The sequence below is a fragment of the Klebsiella sp. H-Nf2 genome, from assembly GCF_002806645.1.
In the GTDB taxonomy this organism is placed as follows: domain Bacteria; phylum Pseudomonadota; class Gammaproteobacteria; order Enterobacterales; family Enterobacteriaceae; genus Klebsiella; species Klebsiella variicola.
Genome location: NZ_PIBL01000016.1, coordinates 86559 through 101757, shown reverse-complemented (window position 1 = coordinate 101757; position 15199 = coordinate 86559). Strand labels below are relative to the sequence as shown.

Sequence of the window (15199 nt, the reverse complement as noted above, 5' to 3'; positions counted from 1 at the left end):
CCTGCAGGGATAAGTCGAAGGTACCACGCAGTGGCGATTTTGCTGGCCGGAGCCCGGGGGTACAGGGGGCGGCGGCGACTGGCCGCCCCCTGTGCGCTCCCTGCGCCATGAGTGACATAACGCAGACAATTAACCGGGAGCGCAATGTGCGCTGGAGCCACAGATAACATCAAGGAATTCCCGGCAGTGCTTCCCCTCATCCTGTCCCTCTCCCGGAGGGAGAGGGAACCATCCGGCTGGCGTTTAGGCCCGTGCAAGCGCAGCGCCGCCGGGCGAGATATCAGGCACGGTACCCGTGATGTTGCCGGGCGGCGGCTGGCGCCTTGCCCGGCCTACGGGGGCCTCTCACAGGCTCACACCCCGCAGGCCCGGCAAGCGCAGCGCGACCTGGCTGTGTCATTCGCGGGCCAGCTTGCGCTGGTTCTTTTGCCGCAGCTTTTTCGCCCGACTCTCCAGCAGCAGATAGGCCACCGTCGCCAGCAGCAGCGGCAGGAAATAATAGAGCGCACGCCAGGCGAGCAGGGCGGCGATAATCGCGCCCTTCGAAATCTCCTCTCCGGAGAGCATGGCGATAAACACCGCCTCCAGCACGCCGATCCCGGCTGGAATATGAACGATCACCCCGGCGATACTGCTCACCAGCAGCACCCCTAATACCAGGAAATAGTTAATTTCGCTGCCCAACAGCAGCCAGATTATCGCCCCCATCGCCATCCAGTTCGCCGCCGAGATCCCCATCTGCAGCAGCGCGAAGCGCCAGGAGGGCAGCACCAGCCGCTGGCCTTTAATCGTCAGGTGACGGCGTTTAGCGAACGCGCAGCCGAACAGATAGCAAAGCGTAAGGATCAGCATCACCCCGCCGATAATGCGCAGGGTGGTCTGGCTGATGTACCAGTGCGGCGGTAACTTCACCAGATCCGCCGTAAAGATCACTCCACCGAGCAGGATATAGCCCAGCCAGTTGGTGGTAATACTCAACGAAAAAATACGGGTGATGGTGCCGCCGTTGAGCCCCAGCCGCGAGTACAGCCGGTAGCGCATGCCGATCCCGCCGACCCAGGTGCTGAGCGTCAGGTTAAAGGCATAGCAGATAAACGACACCAGCATCACCTGGCGTTTCGCCAGCTTATGCCCGCAATAGGCCCGGCCAAGCAGATCGTAACAGCCGTAGATCAGATAGCTGACGATGACCAGCGCAATGGCGCTAAATAAGGCCAGCCGATCGTAGCCGCGGATCACCTTCCACACGTCCTGCCAGTCGACCTTCTGCGCGTAAATCACCAACAGAACGATCACAGCGATAAAAAAGAGCACGGTAAGTACTCTTTTCGCCATCCGCCAGTGGGGATGCGATTTGCTCATAGCGGATTATCCCTGGTTTGTGAGTCGACACGATCCTGGGTTTCAATCTCCGGCTGTACCGGTGGGCTGACCCTGGCCAGCCGCGGCGTATGGGCTGGTAGCCAGCCGACCCACGCCGGGAAGTGGCGCAGAAAGTGGAAGGCCATCACGCTGACGCCCAGCCGCCACCAGTTGCGCTTCGGCAGCATCGCTTTATCGATCCGCTGGCAATCCCTGGCGATAAGCCCGTTGAGGTTATCGCGCAGCGTCTGGTTAAACACCCGGTCGTGGATGATCAGATTGGCTTCCAGATTCAGCGACAGGCTCAATGGATCCAGGTTGCTCGACCCGACGGTGGCCCAGTGGTCGTCCGCCAGGGCGACCTTGCCATGCAGCGGACGGCGGCGATACTCAAAGATCTGCACCCCGCCCTTAACGAGATAGTGATAGAGCAGGTGGGCGCCAAACTTCACAATCGGAATATCCGGCTCGCCCTGGACGATCAGCTTGACCCGCACGCCGCGCCGCGCGGCATTGCGCATCGCATGCAGCAGGCGGTAGCCGGGAAAGAAATAGGCGTTGGCAATGATCACCTCCCGGCGGGCGCTGGTTAGCATCTTCAGGTAGTGGCGTTCGATATCGTCGCGGTGATCCTGGTTGTCGCGCCAGATGAACAGCGCCTGCGCCTCGCCGGGAGTCTGGTTGATCTCCGGCTGATGGCGACGGCGGCGCCACCAGCGGCGGGCGGTTTCGCTGTTGGGCAGGTTCTCCAGCTCGAACTGCAGAATATCAAGCACCACCGGCCCTTCGACCTGCACCGCATAATCCTGTTTCGCCTCCGGGCCGTAGTCGCTCATATGCTCGGCGGAGTAGTTAATGCCGCCGACAAAGGCGGTAGTGTCATCAATCACCACGATTTTACGGTGCATCCGACGGAACAGGTTGGTGCGCATCCCCATCAGCTTAGGGCGCGGATCGTAGTAGCGAAAAATCACCCCGGCGGCGGTCAGTTCGCCGACAAACTCATCGCTGAGATCCGGCGAGCCGTAGCCGTCAAGCAGCACCTCCACCTGAATACCGCGGCTGGCGGCTTTCAGCAGAACCGCGTGCAGCCGCCAGCCCACCTCATCTTCAAACCAGATAAAGGATTCGAGGATCACCCGCCGGCTGGCGCGACCAATGGCCGCAAACAGCGCCGGATAGTACTGGTCGCCGTTCTCCAGGAGCGTAATGCGGTTGCCTTCCTGCCAACGACATTTCACAAGTGTATCTCCACGCTAAGAGGCGCATGATCGGACAGATGCCGCCATTGTTTGAGGGCCAGCGCCTTTGGGTGGCTGGCGTGGGCGTTTTTGACATAAATGCGATCAAGGCGCAGCAGCGGAAAACTGACCGGAAACGTGCGCGCTGGCCTTCCGCGGGCGCGGGTAAAGATCTCTTCCAGCCCGGCTTGCGCTTTTAACGGCTGATTCGCCTGCTGACGCCAGTCGTTAAAATCCCCGGCCACCACTACCGGCTCACCGGCAGGCAGGGTATTGACCCATTCCGTCAGCATGGTCAACTGCGCCTGCCGTTGGTCTGCGCGTAAACCCAGATGAACGCAGATGACATGGATCGTCACGCCGCTCTCTGGCGGCACGATGCGGCAGTAAAGCAGACCGCGTTTCTCGCCGTTGCCGACTGAAATATCGCGATTTTCATAGTATTCAATGGGAAAGCGCGACAGTACGGCATTGCCGTGGTGGCCTTCCGGATAGACCGCGTTGCGCCCGTAGGCGTAATCGCTCCACATGGTGTCGGCGAGAAATTCATAATGGGTGGTATCTGGCCAGTTCTCGATGTGCAGCGGGTGAACTTCGTGAGCGCCCATCACTTCCTGCAGGCAAACAATATCCGCGCTGACGCTGCGCACGGCTTCGCGCAATTCGGGCAAAATAAAACGCCGATTAAACGCCGTAAAGCCTTTATGGGTGTTAATTGTCAGCACGTTCAACGAAAATCCCGACGTTGGCTCAGCCATAATTCTCCAGTAAATGTCACTTTCCTGAATAAAATAGTGTAGTAGACGTCACAAAAAGATGCGGTGATACGGAATTTTCCGTAAAGTGCGGTACTCTGAGTAGCAGAGAAAAATCCTTCAGGAGAGAAGCCATGAAGTGGCAACAACGTGTACGCGTCGCAACAGGTCTTAGTTGCTGGCAGATTATGTTGCATCTACTGGTCGTGGCAGTACTGGTGATGGGTTGGATGAGCGGCGCGCTGGTGCGCGTCGGATTAGGACTGTGCGTCCTCTACAGCGTCACGCTGCTGGCGATGCTGTTTTTACAGCGTCACCACGAGGCGCGCTGGCGTGATGTGGGAGACTTCCTTGAGGAGCTCACCACGACCTGGTACTTCGGCGCGGCCATGATAGCGCTGTGGCTGCTGTCGCGCGTGCTGCACAATAACCTGCTGCTGGCCCTCGCCGGGCTGGTGATACTGGCAGGCCCGGCAGTGGTCTCGCTGCTGGCGAAAGATAAAAAACTAAGCAATCTTTCTTCGGAACATCGCATACGCCGCTGAGCCGGTGGTGGCCGCTATGACCAGTAGCGGCCACAAACTTCCCCACACAATCTTCAGACTCGCATCCTTCAGATAAATTTGCTTGGTGATATCGGTAAAATGGCGGATCGGGTTTATCCAGGTCAGATCCTGCAGCCACTGCGGCATGTTTTCCACTGGTGAAACGTAGCCCGAAAGCAGGATTGCCGGCATCATAAAGACGAACACGCCGATAAACGCCTGCTGCTGGGTGGCGCACAGCGATGAAATCAATAAACCGAAGCCCACCAGCGATAAGCCATAAATCACCATCGTGAAATAGAACAGCAGCAGCGAGCCGGCAAACGGGATCTGATAGGCCCAGATACCAATCGCCAGCACGATAGTCGCCTGCAGGGTGGCGACGATCAGCGCCGGTACTGCTTTGCCAACGAAGATTTGCCAGGTGGCGAGGGGCGAGACCAGCAACTGATCGAGGGTACCCTGTTCGCGCTCGCGGGCCACCGACAACGACGTCACGATCATCACCCCGATGGTGGTGATCATGGCGATAAGCGACGGCACCACGAACCACTTATAGTCGAGATTCGGGTTGTACCAGTTGCGCACCACCAGTTCACTGTTATTCGGCTTCGCTTTCCCCTCCAGCAGCTCCTGCTGATAGTCTTTCACGATCTGCTGCAGGTAGTTGGCGGCGATTTGCGCGCTGTTGGAGTTGCGCCCGTCGAGCAGCAGCTGCAGCGGGGCGGTTTGATAGTTGTCGAGATTACGCGAGAAATCCGCCGGGAAGCGTACCACCAGCAGGGCTTTTTGTTCATCGATGGTCGGCTGGATCGCCTGCGGGCTTTGCAGCAGCAGGACGTGGGTAAAGGCTTTGGCGCGGGCAAAGCGCTGAGTGAGTTCCACCGCATGCCGGCCGCTGTCCTCGTTATAGATGGCGATGGTGGCGTTGGTCACCTCCAGCGTCGCGGCAAAGGGAAAGAGCAGTACCTGAATCAGCACCGGCATGATTAAAATCATCCGCGTTTGCGGCTCGCGCAGCAGCGACTGCAGCTCTTTGCGGATCAATGTCCATAAACGGTGAAACATAATAGCTCCTTTGGCCCATTCAACCACGCCGGGCGGCACTGCGTTTGCCCGGCCTACGGGATCGGCGAACCGTATAATCGATGTTGGTTAAACCGTAGGCCCGGTCAGCGCAGCGCCACCGGGCAAAACCTAATCCAGACGCCGCTTGGTTTTCAGCCACGTCAGGCCGATAAACATCACCGCCGACGCAATCAAAAACAGCACATTCACCAGCAGCACCACCGGAATATTGCCCGCCAGAAACAGGCTTTGCAGGGTGTTGACGAAATAGCGCGCCGGGATCACGTAGGTCACCGCGCGGATCACCGCCGGCATACTGTCTATCTGGAAAATAAACCCGGACAGCATAATCGACGGTAAAAACGCGGCATTCAGCGCCACCTGCGCGGCGTTAAACTGGTTGCGGGTAATGGTTGAGATAAGCAGCCCCATGCCCAGGGTGCTGAGCAAAAACAGACTGGTGATGACAAACAGAATCAGCAGCGAACCGCGATAGGGCACGCCGAGAATAAATACCGACACCAGCATACACAGCAGCATTGCCAGCATGCCGAGGAAATAGTAGGGAATGAGCTTGCACAGCAGCAGTTCGGCGCGGGTGATCTCCGTCGATAGCAGCGCCTCCATGGTGCCGCGCTCCCATTCGCGTGCCACCACCAGCGAGGTCAGGATCGCGCCGACCACGGTCATGATGATGGTGATCGCCCCGGGGATAATAAAGTGCTGGCTAATAGCCGCCGGGTTAAACCAGTAGCGCATCTGCACGTCGATCAGCGGCTCAAAGGTCTCACCGCGGTCTTCCGCCCGCTGCTGCTGCCAGATCTGCCAGATGCCTTCCACATAGCCCTGGGCGAAGTTGGCGGTATTGGGCTCGCTGCCGTCGGTAATCAACTGAATTGGCGCGTCGGCGCCGGGGCGCGCCATCTGGCGGTCAAAGTCCACCGGAATGACCACCATGGCGCGGATGCGCCCGGCCTGCATCATTTGAATCAGCTGCTGGCGATTATCGCTGACCGTGGCGTCGATATAGGGCGAGCCGGTCATGGTATGGACAAAATCCAGCGCCTCTTCGCTCTGTTGCTCCAGCAATACGCCGACCCGCAGCTTGCTGGAATCGAGGTTAATGCCATAACCGAAGATAAACAGCAGGAGTAGCGGGATCACCACCGCAATCAGCCAACTACTGGGATCGCGGACGATCTGCCGGGTCTCTTTCACGCACAGGGCGCGGACCCGTCGCCACGAAAGAACGCTATTGCTCATGGCCGTGCTCCTTATCCCATTGATTAATCAGGGTAATAAACGCCTGCTCCATGGTGGGATCTTTCTGGCTATCATTCGCCGCCTGGGCCTTCAGCGCGTCCGGGGTCCCGCTGGCGATAAGCTTACCGTGATAGACCAGCCCGATGCGGTCGCAATATTCCGCCTCATCCATAAAGTGGGTGGTGACCATCACCGTCACCCCTTTATCGACCATGCTGTTGATATGCAGCCAGAACTCACGGCGGGTGAGGGGGTCGACGCCGGAGGTCGGTTCATCGAGAAACAGAATATCGGGCTCATGCATCAGCGAGCAGGCCAGCGCCAGCCGCTGCTTGTAGCCGAGCGGCAGCTCGTCGGCGGCGTGACGGGCGATACTTTTCAGGCCAAAGGCATCGCTCATCCGGGCGATTTTTTCATTTTGCGCCCGGCCGCGCAGGCCATAGACGCCGGAGAAAAAGCGCAGGTTCTGCTCGACGCTGAGGTTGCCGTACAGCGAAAATTTTTGCGCCATATAGCCCAGATGCTGGCGCGCCTTGCCAGAGCTGACCTTAAGATCCATCCCCAGCACCAGCGCTTTGCCGGAGGTGGGCACCAGCAGGCCGCACATCATTTTGAAGGTGGTGGATTTCCCGGCGCCGTTGGGGCCGAGCAGGCCGAAAATTTCACCACGCTTAACCTGGAAATCGACGTGGTCGGTAGCGGCGAAATCACCAAATTTTTTCGTTAACGACTGCGCCTCAATGACCGTTTCGTCTTTGCTGCCGTCAACGCGATGGATAATCGCTCCCAACGGCGACTCAGCGGTCCCGGCGCCGCCGAGCAGATCGATAAACGCATCTTCAAAGCGCGGCGCCGTCTCCGCCACCTGTAGCGGCGGGATGTCGCCATGCTGCTGGACTTCCTCAATGCGGGCGTCCTTTTTCAGGATCAGGCGCACCGATTTGCCCTGGATCACGCCATCGCTGACCTGCGGCAGTTTCAGCGCCCGCTGCAGCAGACGGCGGTTGTTTTCCTGTGGGCTGGAGACGAGGAAACTGCGCCCGGCCATGGTTTGCGTCAGCGCCGTCGGCTCACCCTGGTAGAGTAGTTTGCCTTCGTTCATCAGCAGCACGTCGCGGCATTGTTCCGCTTCATCGAGATAGGAGGTGCTCCACAGGATCAGCATGCCTTCGCCGGCCAGCTCGTGCACCATCTGCCACAGCTCGCGGCGCGAGATAGGGTCGACGCCGACGCCGGGCTCATCCAGCAGCAGTACTTTCGGGTCGCCCACCAGGGTACAGGCGAGCCCCAGCTTTTGCTTCATGCCGCCGGAAAGCTTGCCTGCCAGCCGTTCGGTGAACGGGCCAAGGGAGGTGAACTCCAGCAGACGGTCGAAAATTTTCTTCCGCGCCTCGCCGGTGACGCTGCGCAGGTCGGCGTACAGGGTCAGGTTTTCCATCACCGTCAGATCTTCATACAGGCCGAACTTCTGCGGCATATAGCCGAGCACCGCGTGCAGAGCGCTGTCGTCTTTTAGCGGGTCGAAGCCGATCACGCTGGCGCGGCCCTCATCAGGCTTGAGCAAACCGGCCAGCATTCGCATCAGGGTGGTTTTCCCCGCGCCGTCGGGCCCCACCAGCCCGGTGACGTAGCCGGCGTGGATCGTGCAGGTGAGCGGCGCCACCGCGGGCCTGTCCATTCCGGGAAAACGGCGGCTCAGACCGTTTAAGGCAATGATGGCCTCACTCATGTCCGTTCCCGTGGTTAAAGGAGACGGTCACCGGCATCCCCTGGCGCAGGGCGCCGTCGGCATCGTTCACCACAATACGCAGACGATAAACGAGGTCGGTACGCAGATCCGGCGTTTCAACGGTCTTCGGCGTGAATTCAGCGCTTGGTGAGACAAAGCCGATTTTGCCGTGATAGGGCTTATCCGGCCGGCTATCGGTATACAGCAGCACTTCACGTCCCGGCTGCGCCTGACCAAGGTTTTTTTCGTCAACATAGGCGCGGACCCATACCGGATGGGTTAACGACAGCGTCAGTACGGTGCCGCCGGCGTTGAGCATGGTGCCGGGCTCGACGGCACGGGTCATCAGCGTACCGTCGGAAGGGGCGGTGAGCACGGTATCGTGCAGGTCCAGTTTGGCCTGGGCCAGCGCCGCCTGCGCCTGTTCCAGACTGGCTTTGGCCTGGGCAATTTCCTGCGGGCGGTTACCGGCGCGGTACTGACGCAGTTTGTCCTGCGCTGATTTGAGCGTTGCTTGCGCCTGGTCGCGCGAGGAGCGGGCATTCTCCAGATCGTTGGCGGAAATCGCGCTGCTGGCGCGCAGCCCGAGCTGGCGCTGATAAAAGTTTTGCGCATAGTCGTAAGCGGCCTGCGCCTGTTTCACCGCCGCCGCGGCCTGGGCAATCTCTTCCGCGCGGTAGCCGGCCATCATCAGGTCATACTGCGCCTGGGCGGTAGAGACGTTGGCCTGGGCCTGCAGCAGGGCATTTTCATACGGCGCGCGATCAAGCTCGCCGAGAGTTTGCCCGGCGCGGATGCTGTCGCCTTCGTCGACGGTCAGCGAAGCCAGTCTGCCGCCGACGCGGAAGCTCATGTTGACGGTGCGGATATCGACATTGCCATACAGGGTCAGCGGCTGCTGCCGGCTGCTCTGGTACCACCACCAGCCGCCGCCCAGCGCGGCGAGAAGAATCACGATCAGCAGAATGACGACGACGGGTTTTTTCATCAGCCCAAACTCCTTTGCGATAACCCATGCAGAATGAAATCGATATGACAGGTAATGACCTCGAAAATCTGTTCGGTCTTTTGCGCGTCAAACTGCGTCCAGCCGGTGCGCAGCAGGATGGTTTCACGCCCAAGACGGAAAGCCAGCACCTCGCCCAGCAGGGCGTGGGTGTGGAGGATCATTTGCGTATCACCGGCATCGCGGCCTGTCCAGGCGGCAATCAGCCGGGTGAGATAGTGGTGCAGGGGGGCGATCACCTGCTGGTGGATCAGATGGTAGGCGGCGGTCGGCGCCAGCTGCTCACGGGAAATGAATTTGCTTAAGTTGACCGTATCATCCTGGGTCAGCAGCAGGATCATGTTATGGCAGGCGTTGAGAATGAGGGCGCGTATTGCCTGGCGATCCGGCGACTTCCCGGCGAGCAGGGCCTCCGCCGCTTCGGCCTGTGGGCGAAAATTGTCGCCGATAAAATCGGCGATCCATTGGGCACAGGCGAGATATAAGTCGTCTTTCGAGCCAAAATAATAGGTGATAGCGGCGATATTCTGCCCGGCCTGGGCGGCGATATCGCGGGTGGTGGCATGCTGACCATACTCGCCAAACTGGGCGATAGCGGCCGCGATAAGCTGATTTTTTGCCTGTTCGCCTTTACTGGTCATCGCGCTCGGTAAAAGTTAATCAATCGATTGATTAACTTTAGGCCTCGATCGGCGGTTTGTCCACCAGCCGGGATCAAATATGGAACCCTTCCTCTTTCAGCTCCCCGGCGACCCAGGCGAAGAAACGCTGGACCTTCTCCTTCTGTTCATTGGCATGGGGAAGAACGAAGTGGTGCGCGCCGACCGGCATACTCCGCTCGTCGTCAAATACCGGCGTCAGCTGCCCCTGACGCACGTGCCCGCCGGCCAGCAGATTGCTTTCGAGGATCACGCCCATCCCCATTCTGGCCGCCTCGATGCTCATGTACGACCGGTCGAAATTAAAAATGAAGTTTTTATGCCAGCCGCGGACCTTGTGCCACGACAGCCAACTGCTCCAGTTAATTAAGGTGCTGTCGGAGTGGATCAGATCGCAGGCCAGCAGATCTTCCACCGCATGCACAGGATGGCTGGCTAAATAAGACGCTGCGCTGTAGGGCAGGACGCACTCATTTTTAATGGTTCTGACCAACAGCGTTGGCCACTGTGATAGCCCGTGACGAATATCGATATCAATATTATCCCGGGAGAACTGGATGCTTTCGTAGGAACAGGTCAGGCTGATTTTTAACTCCGGCCACGCCTGGCGAAATTTATCCAGGCGAGGCATCAACCACAGCAGGCCGAAGCTCGGCGCCGAGTGAATACGTAAATAATCCTGATGGATATCATTGATCACCTGGCTGGTGGCCTGGCCAATCATATTCAGCGCCCCGGAGACCTCTTTGAGATATTTTTCTCCCACCGCCGTTAACATGACGCCTTTACTGCTGCGGGAGAACAGTTTTTTCCCCAGAAAGTGCTCCAGGCTGGCTATCTGATGGCTGACCGCCGAGGCGGTAATATTGAGATTCTCTGCGGCCAGGTTGAGGCTGCCGGTAGCGGCGACTTCAATAAAGGCTTGGATATTGCGTAAAGAGGGCATCGGCAAATTTTTATTGGGCAGCGGTTGACTCATGGCAGCATCCTGGGCAGGGCGTTTCTAAAAGAAAATAGCGAATAGCGTGGCGCAGTCGTGATAGCCAGCATAGGGAAAAGGAAAAAAATGATTTTAATTTGTGATGGGCTTAACAATTTATCTCGTTAAAAGCGCGCGTGTCAGTAAAGACTAAAAATTTGCGGGAAGTCACTAACTCAATTTTTCTCAATCATAATTGAGGTTTTTTGAATACCGTTTCATTTTGGGGTTGTTATATTCCTCTCACAGGCCTGATCACAAACGGCGATGCGTTGAGATCGCCATTATAAAACACCTAACCACCTGTTTAGCTGAGCGAAAAGATATTTATCTTTTGCTGCTGTATGGAAAGTGAAAACGCGGTGATCCGAAGCGGCAACGGGCAGCGAAGTGGATGAGGTATAAGATGAGGAAACCCTATGTCACGTATAGATACACTAGTCTGTACTGACGCCAGGAAAACGAAATATCGTTTCGTGGTTTTGACGATGATTTTCCTGGTGTATGCCATCAATTACGCCGACAGAACCAATATTGGCGCGGTTCTGCCGTTTATCATTGATGAGTTTCATATCAATAATTTTGAAGCCGGGGCCATCGCCAGTATGTTTTTCCTCGGCTATGCGGTAAGCCAGATCCCGGCCGGTTTTTTCATCGCCAAACGCGGTACCCGGGGGCTGGTTTCGCTGTCCATTTTCGGCTTCTCCGCCTTTACCTGGCTGATGGGCACGGTGAGCTCCGTGTTTGGCCTGAAGCTGGTGCGTCTGGGACTGGGGCTAAGCGAAGGGCCTTGCCCGGTGGGGCTGGCTTCCACCATAAATAACTGGTTTCCACCAAAAGAGAAAGCCACGGCAACCGGCGTTTACATCGCGGCGACCATGTTTGCGCCGATTATTGTCCCGCCGCTGGCGGTGTGGATTGCGGTGACCTGGGGCTGGCGGTGGGTCTTTTTCTCCTTCGCGATACCCGGGATTGTGGCAGCGATAGCCTGGTATCTATTGGTGAAGTCAAAGCCATCAGAAAGCGGATTTGTTTCACAAAGTGAACTGGCAGAGATTAATGCCGGGCGTGAAAGTCATAATAATAGCGTACGCGAAAATATATTAATTGCCGATCGATTCACCTGGCTGGATAAAATCATTCGGGTAAAGAAGATGGCGCCAATTGATACGGCGAAAGGCTTATTCACCTCAAAAAATATTCTCGGTGACTGCCTAGCGTATTTTATGATGGTTAGCGTGCTGTACGGATTATTAACCTGGATCCCGCTGTACTTAGTCAAAGAGCGTGGCTTTGATGTAATGAGTATGGGTTTCGTGGCCAGTATGCCGTGCATCGGCGGCTTTATTGGCGCGATTGGCGGCGGGTGGATTTCAGATAAAGTCCTGGGCCGCCGACGTAAACCCACCATGATGTTTACTGCCGTGTCAACGGTGGTCATGATGTTAATTATGCTGAATATCCCGGCAAGCACCCTGGCGGTCTGTATTGGATTATTCTTTGTCGGCTTTTGTTTAAATATCGGCTGGCCGGCTTTTACCGCCTACGGTATGGCCGTTTCGGACAGCAAAACCTATCCAATCGCCTCTTCCATAATTAATAGCGGCGGCAACCTCGGTGGATTTGTCGCGCCGATGGCAGCCGGTTTCTTACTTGATAAAACCGGGAGTTTTAATTCTGTATTTACCTATTTTGGTATCTGCGCCGCCATTGGCTTGGTGGTGATTCTTTTCCTCGATGAACCACAATAACGGAAATATATCCTGTTAATTAATATGACGTAATGTCATGGAGTGAAACTATGTTATTAAAAGATAAAGTCGCCATTATTACTGGCGCGGCCTCCGCACGCGGTTTGGGCTTTGCCACCGCGAAATTATTCGCCGACAACGGCGCGAAAGTGGTCATTATCGACCTCAATGGTGAAGCCAGCAAAACCGCGGCGGCGGCATTAGGCGAAGGTCATCTCGGCCTGGCGGCGAACGTCGCTGATGAAGTGGAGGTACAGGCGGCCATCGAACAAATTCTGGCGAAATATGGCCGGGTTGATGTGCTGGTGAATAACGCCGGGATTACCCAACCGCTGAAGCTGATGGATATCAAGCGCGCCAATTATGACGCAGTGCTCGATGTCAGCCTGCGCGGCACGCTGCTGATGTCGCAGGCGGTTATTCCCACCATGCGGGCGCAAAAATCCGGCAGCATTGTCTGCATCTCGTCCGTTTCCGCCCAGCGCGGCGGCGGTATCTTCGGCGGCCCGCACTACAGCGCGGCAAAAGCCGGGGTGCTGGGTCTGGCGCGGGCGATGGCGCGCGAGCTTGGTCCGGATAACGTCCGCGTTAACTGCATTACCCCGGGGCTGATTCAGACCGACATTACCGCCGGCAAGCTGACTGACGACATGACGGCCAACATTCTTGCCGGGATCCCGATGAACCGCCTCGGCGACGCGGTAGACATCGCGCGCGCCGCGCTGTTCCTCGGCAGCGACCTCTCTTCCTATTCCACCGGTATCACCCTGGACGTTAACGGCGGCATGTTAATTCACTAAGCGAGGCAAACAGATGAAGATGACCGAATCACAAAAAGTCGCTGCAGCGGCGTGGCGTATTCGCCGTTACGCCCTGCAAATGGGGGAAGTACAGGGGCAGGGCTATATCGGCCAGGCGCTGGGCTATGCCGATGTGCTGGCCACCGCCTTCAGCCACGCCATGACCTATCGCCCGGAAGATCCCGAGTGGGAGGGGCGCGATCGCTTCCTGCTATCTCATGGCCATTACGCTATCGCTTATTATGCCGCGCTGCTGGAGGCGGGCATTATCCCGGAAGCCGAGCTGGAAACTTACGGTTCCGACGACAGCCGCCTGCCGATGTCCGGCATGGCGACCTACACCCCAGGCATGGAGATGTCCGGCGGTTCGCTGGGACAGGGGCTGTCCATTGCCGTCGGCATGGCGCTTGGGCTGCGGCAGAAACAGAGCACGGCCTGGGTCTACAACTCCATGTCCGATGGGGAGCTGGACGAAGGGTCGACCTGGGAAGCGGCGATGTCGGCGGCTCACTATGGCCTGAGCAACTTGATTAACCTTGTCGACGTCAACAAACAGCAGGCCGACGGCGATTCACGCAAAATCCTCGGCTTTGAGCCGCTGCATGAAAAATGGGCCGCCTTCGGCTGGTACGTACAGCGCGTGGACGGTAACGATCTGCCAGCGGTGATGGCCGCTTTTGACAACGCGAAAAGTTATTCCGGCAACCAGCCGCGGGTCATTTTATGCGACACGCTGATGGGCAAAGGGGTGCCGTTCCTCGAAACCCGCGATAAAAACCATTTTATTCGCGTCGATGCCGACGAATGGCAAAAAGCGATTGCGGTGCTGGACGCTAACAAACCAGAAGGAGTGCTGTAATGAGCCAGAGTCAACCCCGTTTAAAAACGTCGGCGATGATCGCCTCGATTGCCGATGAAGGCCAGGCGACCATCTCTGCGCCCTTCGGCGTCGCGCTGTCAAAACTGGCGGCGCAGCGTCCGGAAATCGTCGGCATGACCGCGGACCTGTCAAAATATACCGATCTACATATTTTCGCCCAGGCCTTCCCGGATCGTTTTTTCCAGATGGGCATGGCCGAGCAGCTGCTGATGGCGGCGGCGGGGGGGATGGCGAAGGAGGGGTTTATTCCTTTCGCCACCACCTATGCTGCCTTTGCCACCCGTCGCGCCTATGATTTTATTCATCAGGTCATCGCCGAAGAGCATCTGAACGTGAAGATCTGCGCGGCGCTGCCGGGCCTGACAACCGGCTACGGGCCTAGCCATCAGGCCACTGAAGATCTGGCGATTATGCGCGGTATCCCCGGCATGGTCATCGTCGATCCTTGCGATGCGCTGGAGATAGAGCAGGCGGTACCGGCCATTGCCGATCACCAGGGGCCGGTGTATATGCGCCTGCTGCGCGGTAAGGTGCCGCTGGTGCTGGATAAATACGACTATCAGTTCGAACTGGGCAAAGCGAAGCTGCTGGAGGACGGCAACGATGTGCTGATCATCTCCTCCGGGCTGATGACCATGCGCGCGCTGGAGGCGGTTGAAAAGCTGCGGGCCGATAACATCAGCGTGGCGGTCCTGCACGTGCCAACCATCAAACCGCTGGATGAAAAAGCGATTATTGAACAGGCGTCGAAGCCGGGTCGTCTGGTGGTGACTGCGGAAAACCACACCGCGGTCGGCGGGCTAGGGGAGGCGGTGGCCGCGCTGCTGATGCGTAAGGGTGTGCGCTGTGAGCTGGATATCGTAGGGCTCCCTGACGCGTTCCTGTTAGCCGGCGCGCTGCCGACCCTCCACGATCGTTACGGTATTTCCACCGCGAAGATCGTTGAAAAAATCAAGTATCGTCTGCGTTAATCGTTCTGCGATGACACACCTGGCCGCTGAGCGCACTCAGTGGCCTTCTTCCCCCCGCCAGACAAGCGCGGCATTCTTTTGGCAGATTTTATGCGGCCTGTCACAAAATCTGCTAGAATGCGCCCCTTCATGGCATTGTGGTTTTTGCCATCTCTTATCGCAATAATCTCCCTGAAAACTACGCCCTTCA

14 protein-coding genes are annotated in these 15199 nt (G+C 57.6%); 5 read left to right on the top strand and 9 right to left on the bottom strand.

Annotated elements, in window-relative coordinates; translation table 11 throughout:
- Nucleotides 1-396: 396 nt before the first annotated feature.
- The 3 genes from CWM58_RS25470 to CWM58_RS25460 are packed head-to-tail and all read right to left on the bottom strand — an operon-like array spanning nucleotide 397 to nucleotide 3361.
- Nucleotides 397-1362 carry a lysylphosphatidylglycerol synthase transmembrane domain-containing protein gene (locus tag CWM58_RS25470; RefSeq protein WP_100682095.1) on the bottom strand — a complete coding sequence of 322 codons (966 nt, stop codon included), beginning with the start codon at nucleotides 1360-1362 and terminating at the stop codon, nucleotides 397-399.
- Nucleotides 1359-2603, bottom strand: a complete 1245-nt coding sequence (gene clsB / locus CWM58_RS25465; RefSeq protein ID WP_100682094.1) for a cardiolipin synthase ClsB — start codon at nucleotides 2601-2603, stop codon at nucleotides 1359-1361. Before clsB ends, CWM58_RS25470 begins: the two co-directional genes overlap by 4 nt.
- The gene (locus CWM58_RS25460; protein ID WP_100682093.1) at nucleotides 2600-3361 is read right to left on the bottom strand and encodes an endonuclease/exonuclease/phosphatase family protein; all 762 of its coding nucleotides are present in this window, start codon (nucleotides 3359-3361) and stop codon (nucleotides 2600-2602) included. The genes clsB and CWM58_RS25460 overlap by 4 nt, the downstream gene beginning before the upstream one ends.
- 131 nt (nucleotides 3362-3492) lie before the next feature.
- Between CWM58_RS25460 and CWM58_RS25455 the strand changes: the two genes are divergently transcribed.
- A complete protein-coding gene (locus tag CWM58_RS25455; protein WP_100682092.1) occupies nucleotides 3493-3903 on the top strand; it encodes a YbhQ family protein in 411 nt (136 codons plus the stop codon).
- Here CWM58_RS25455 and CWM58_RS25450 read toward each other — a convergent pair.
- The 6 genes from CWM58_RS25450 to CWM58_RS25425 form a co-directional block, all read right to left on the bottom strand.
- Nucleotides 3865-4971 carry an ABC transporter permease gene (locus CWM58_RS25450; RefSeq protein ID WP_100682091.1) on the bottom strand — a complete coding sequence of 369 codons (1107 nt, stop codon included), beginning with the start codon at nucleotides 4969-4971 and terminating at the stop codon, nucleotides 3865-3867. The genes CWM58_RS25455 and CWM58_RS25450 overlap by 39 nt on opposite strands.
- 129 nt (nucleotides 4972-5100) lie before the next feature.
- Nucleotides 5101-6234 (bottom strand): ABC transporter permease, encoded by a 1134-nt coding sequence (locus tag CWM58_RS25445; RefSeq protein ID WP_100682090.1) that lies wholly within the window; start codon nucleotides 6232-6234, stop codon nucleotides 5101-5103.
- The gene (locus tag CWM58_RS25440) at nucleotides 6224-7963 is read right to left on the bottom strand and encodes an ATP-binding cassette domain-containing protein (RefSeq protein WP_100682089.1); all 1740 of its coding nucleotides are present in this window, start codon (nucleotides 7961-7963) and stop codon (nucleotides 6224-6226) included. The genes CWM58_RS25445 and CWM58_RS25440 overlap by 11 nt, the downstream gene beginning before the upstream one ends.
- The gene (hlyD, locus tag CWM58_RS25435) at nucleotides 7956-8951 is read right to left on the bottom strand and encodes a secretion protein HlyD (protein ID WP_008805759.1); all 996 of its coding nucleotides are present in this window, start codon (nucleotides 8949-8951) and stop codon (nucleotides 7956-7958) included. The genes CWM58_RS25440 and hlyD overlap by 8 nt, the downstream gene beginning before the upstream one ends.
- Complete coding sequence (gene cecR, locus CWM58_RS25430) at nucleotides 8951-9610, bottom strand: transcriptional regulator CecR (RefSeq protein ID WP_008805760.1); 660 nt, start codon at nucleotides 9608-9610, stop codon at nucleotides 8951-8953. Before cecR ends, hlyD begins: the two co-directional genes overlap by 1 nt.
- A 73-nt stretch (nucleotides 9611-9683) precedes the next feature.
- Nucleotides 9684-10607: a LysR substrate-binding domain-containing protein gene (locus CWM58_RS25425; RefSeq protein WP_012542386.1), complete on the bottom strand. Its 924-nt coding sequence runs from the start codon at nucleotides 10605-10607 to the stop codon at nucleotides 9684-9686.
- Nucleotides 10608-11026: 419 nt separating this feature from the next.
- Here CWM58_RS25425 and CWM58_RS25420 point away from each other — a divergent pair, with 419 nt between their 5' ends.
- From CWM58_RS25420 to CWM58_RS25405, 4 genes are read left to right on the top strand one after another with little or no spacing between them, the layout of a single operon-like run.
- On the top strand, nucleotides 11027-12358 hold the full coding sequence (locus CWM58_RS25420; protein ID WP_012542385.1) for an MFS transporter: 1332 nt from the start codon (nucleotides 11027-11029) through the stop codon (nucleotides 12356-12358).
- Nucleotides 12359-12408: 50 nt separating this feature from the next.
- Entirely contained in the window at nucleotides 12409-13158 is a 750-nt protein-coding gene (locus CWM58_RS25415; protein ID WP_100682088.1) for an SDR family NAD(P)-dependent oxidoreductase, read from the top strand.
- A 13-nt stretch (nucleotides 13159-13171) separates the two neighbouring features.
- Nucleotides 13172-14017 carry a transketolase gene (locus CWM58_RS25410; protein ID WP_016160531.1) on the top strand — a complete coding sequence of 282 codons (846 nt, stop codon included), beginning with the start codon at nucleotides 13172-13174 and terminating at the stop codon, nucleotides 14015-14017.
- Nucleotides 14017-15009: a transketolase family protein gene (locus CWM58_RS25405; RefSeq protein WP_100682087.1), complete on the top strand. Its 993-nt coding sequence runs from the start codon at nucleotides 14017-14019 to the stop codon at nucleotides 15007-15009. The genes CWM58_RS25410 and CWM58_RS25405 overlap by 1 nt, the downstream gene beginning before the upstream one ends.
- Nucleotides 15010-15199 lie beyond the last annotated feature (190 nt).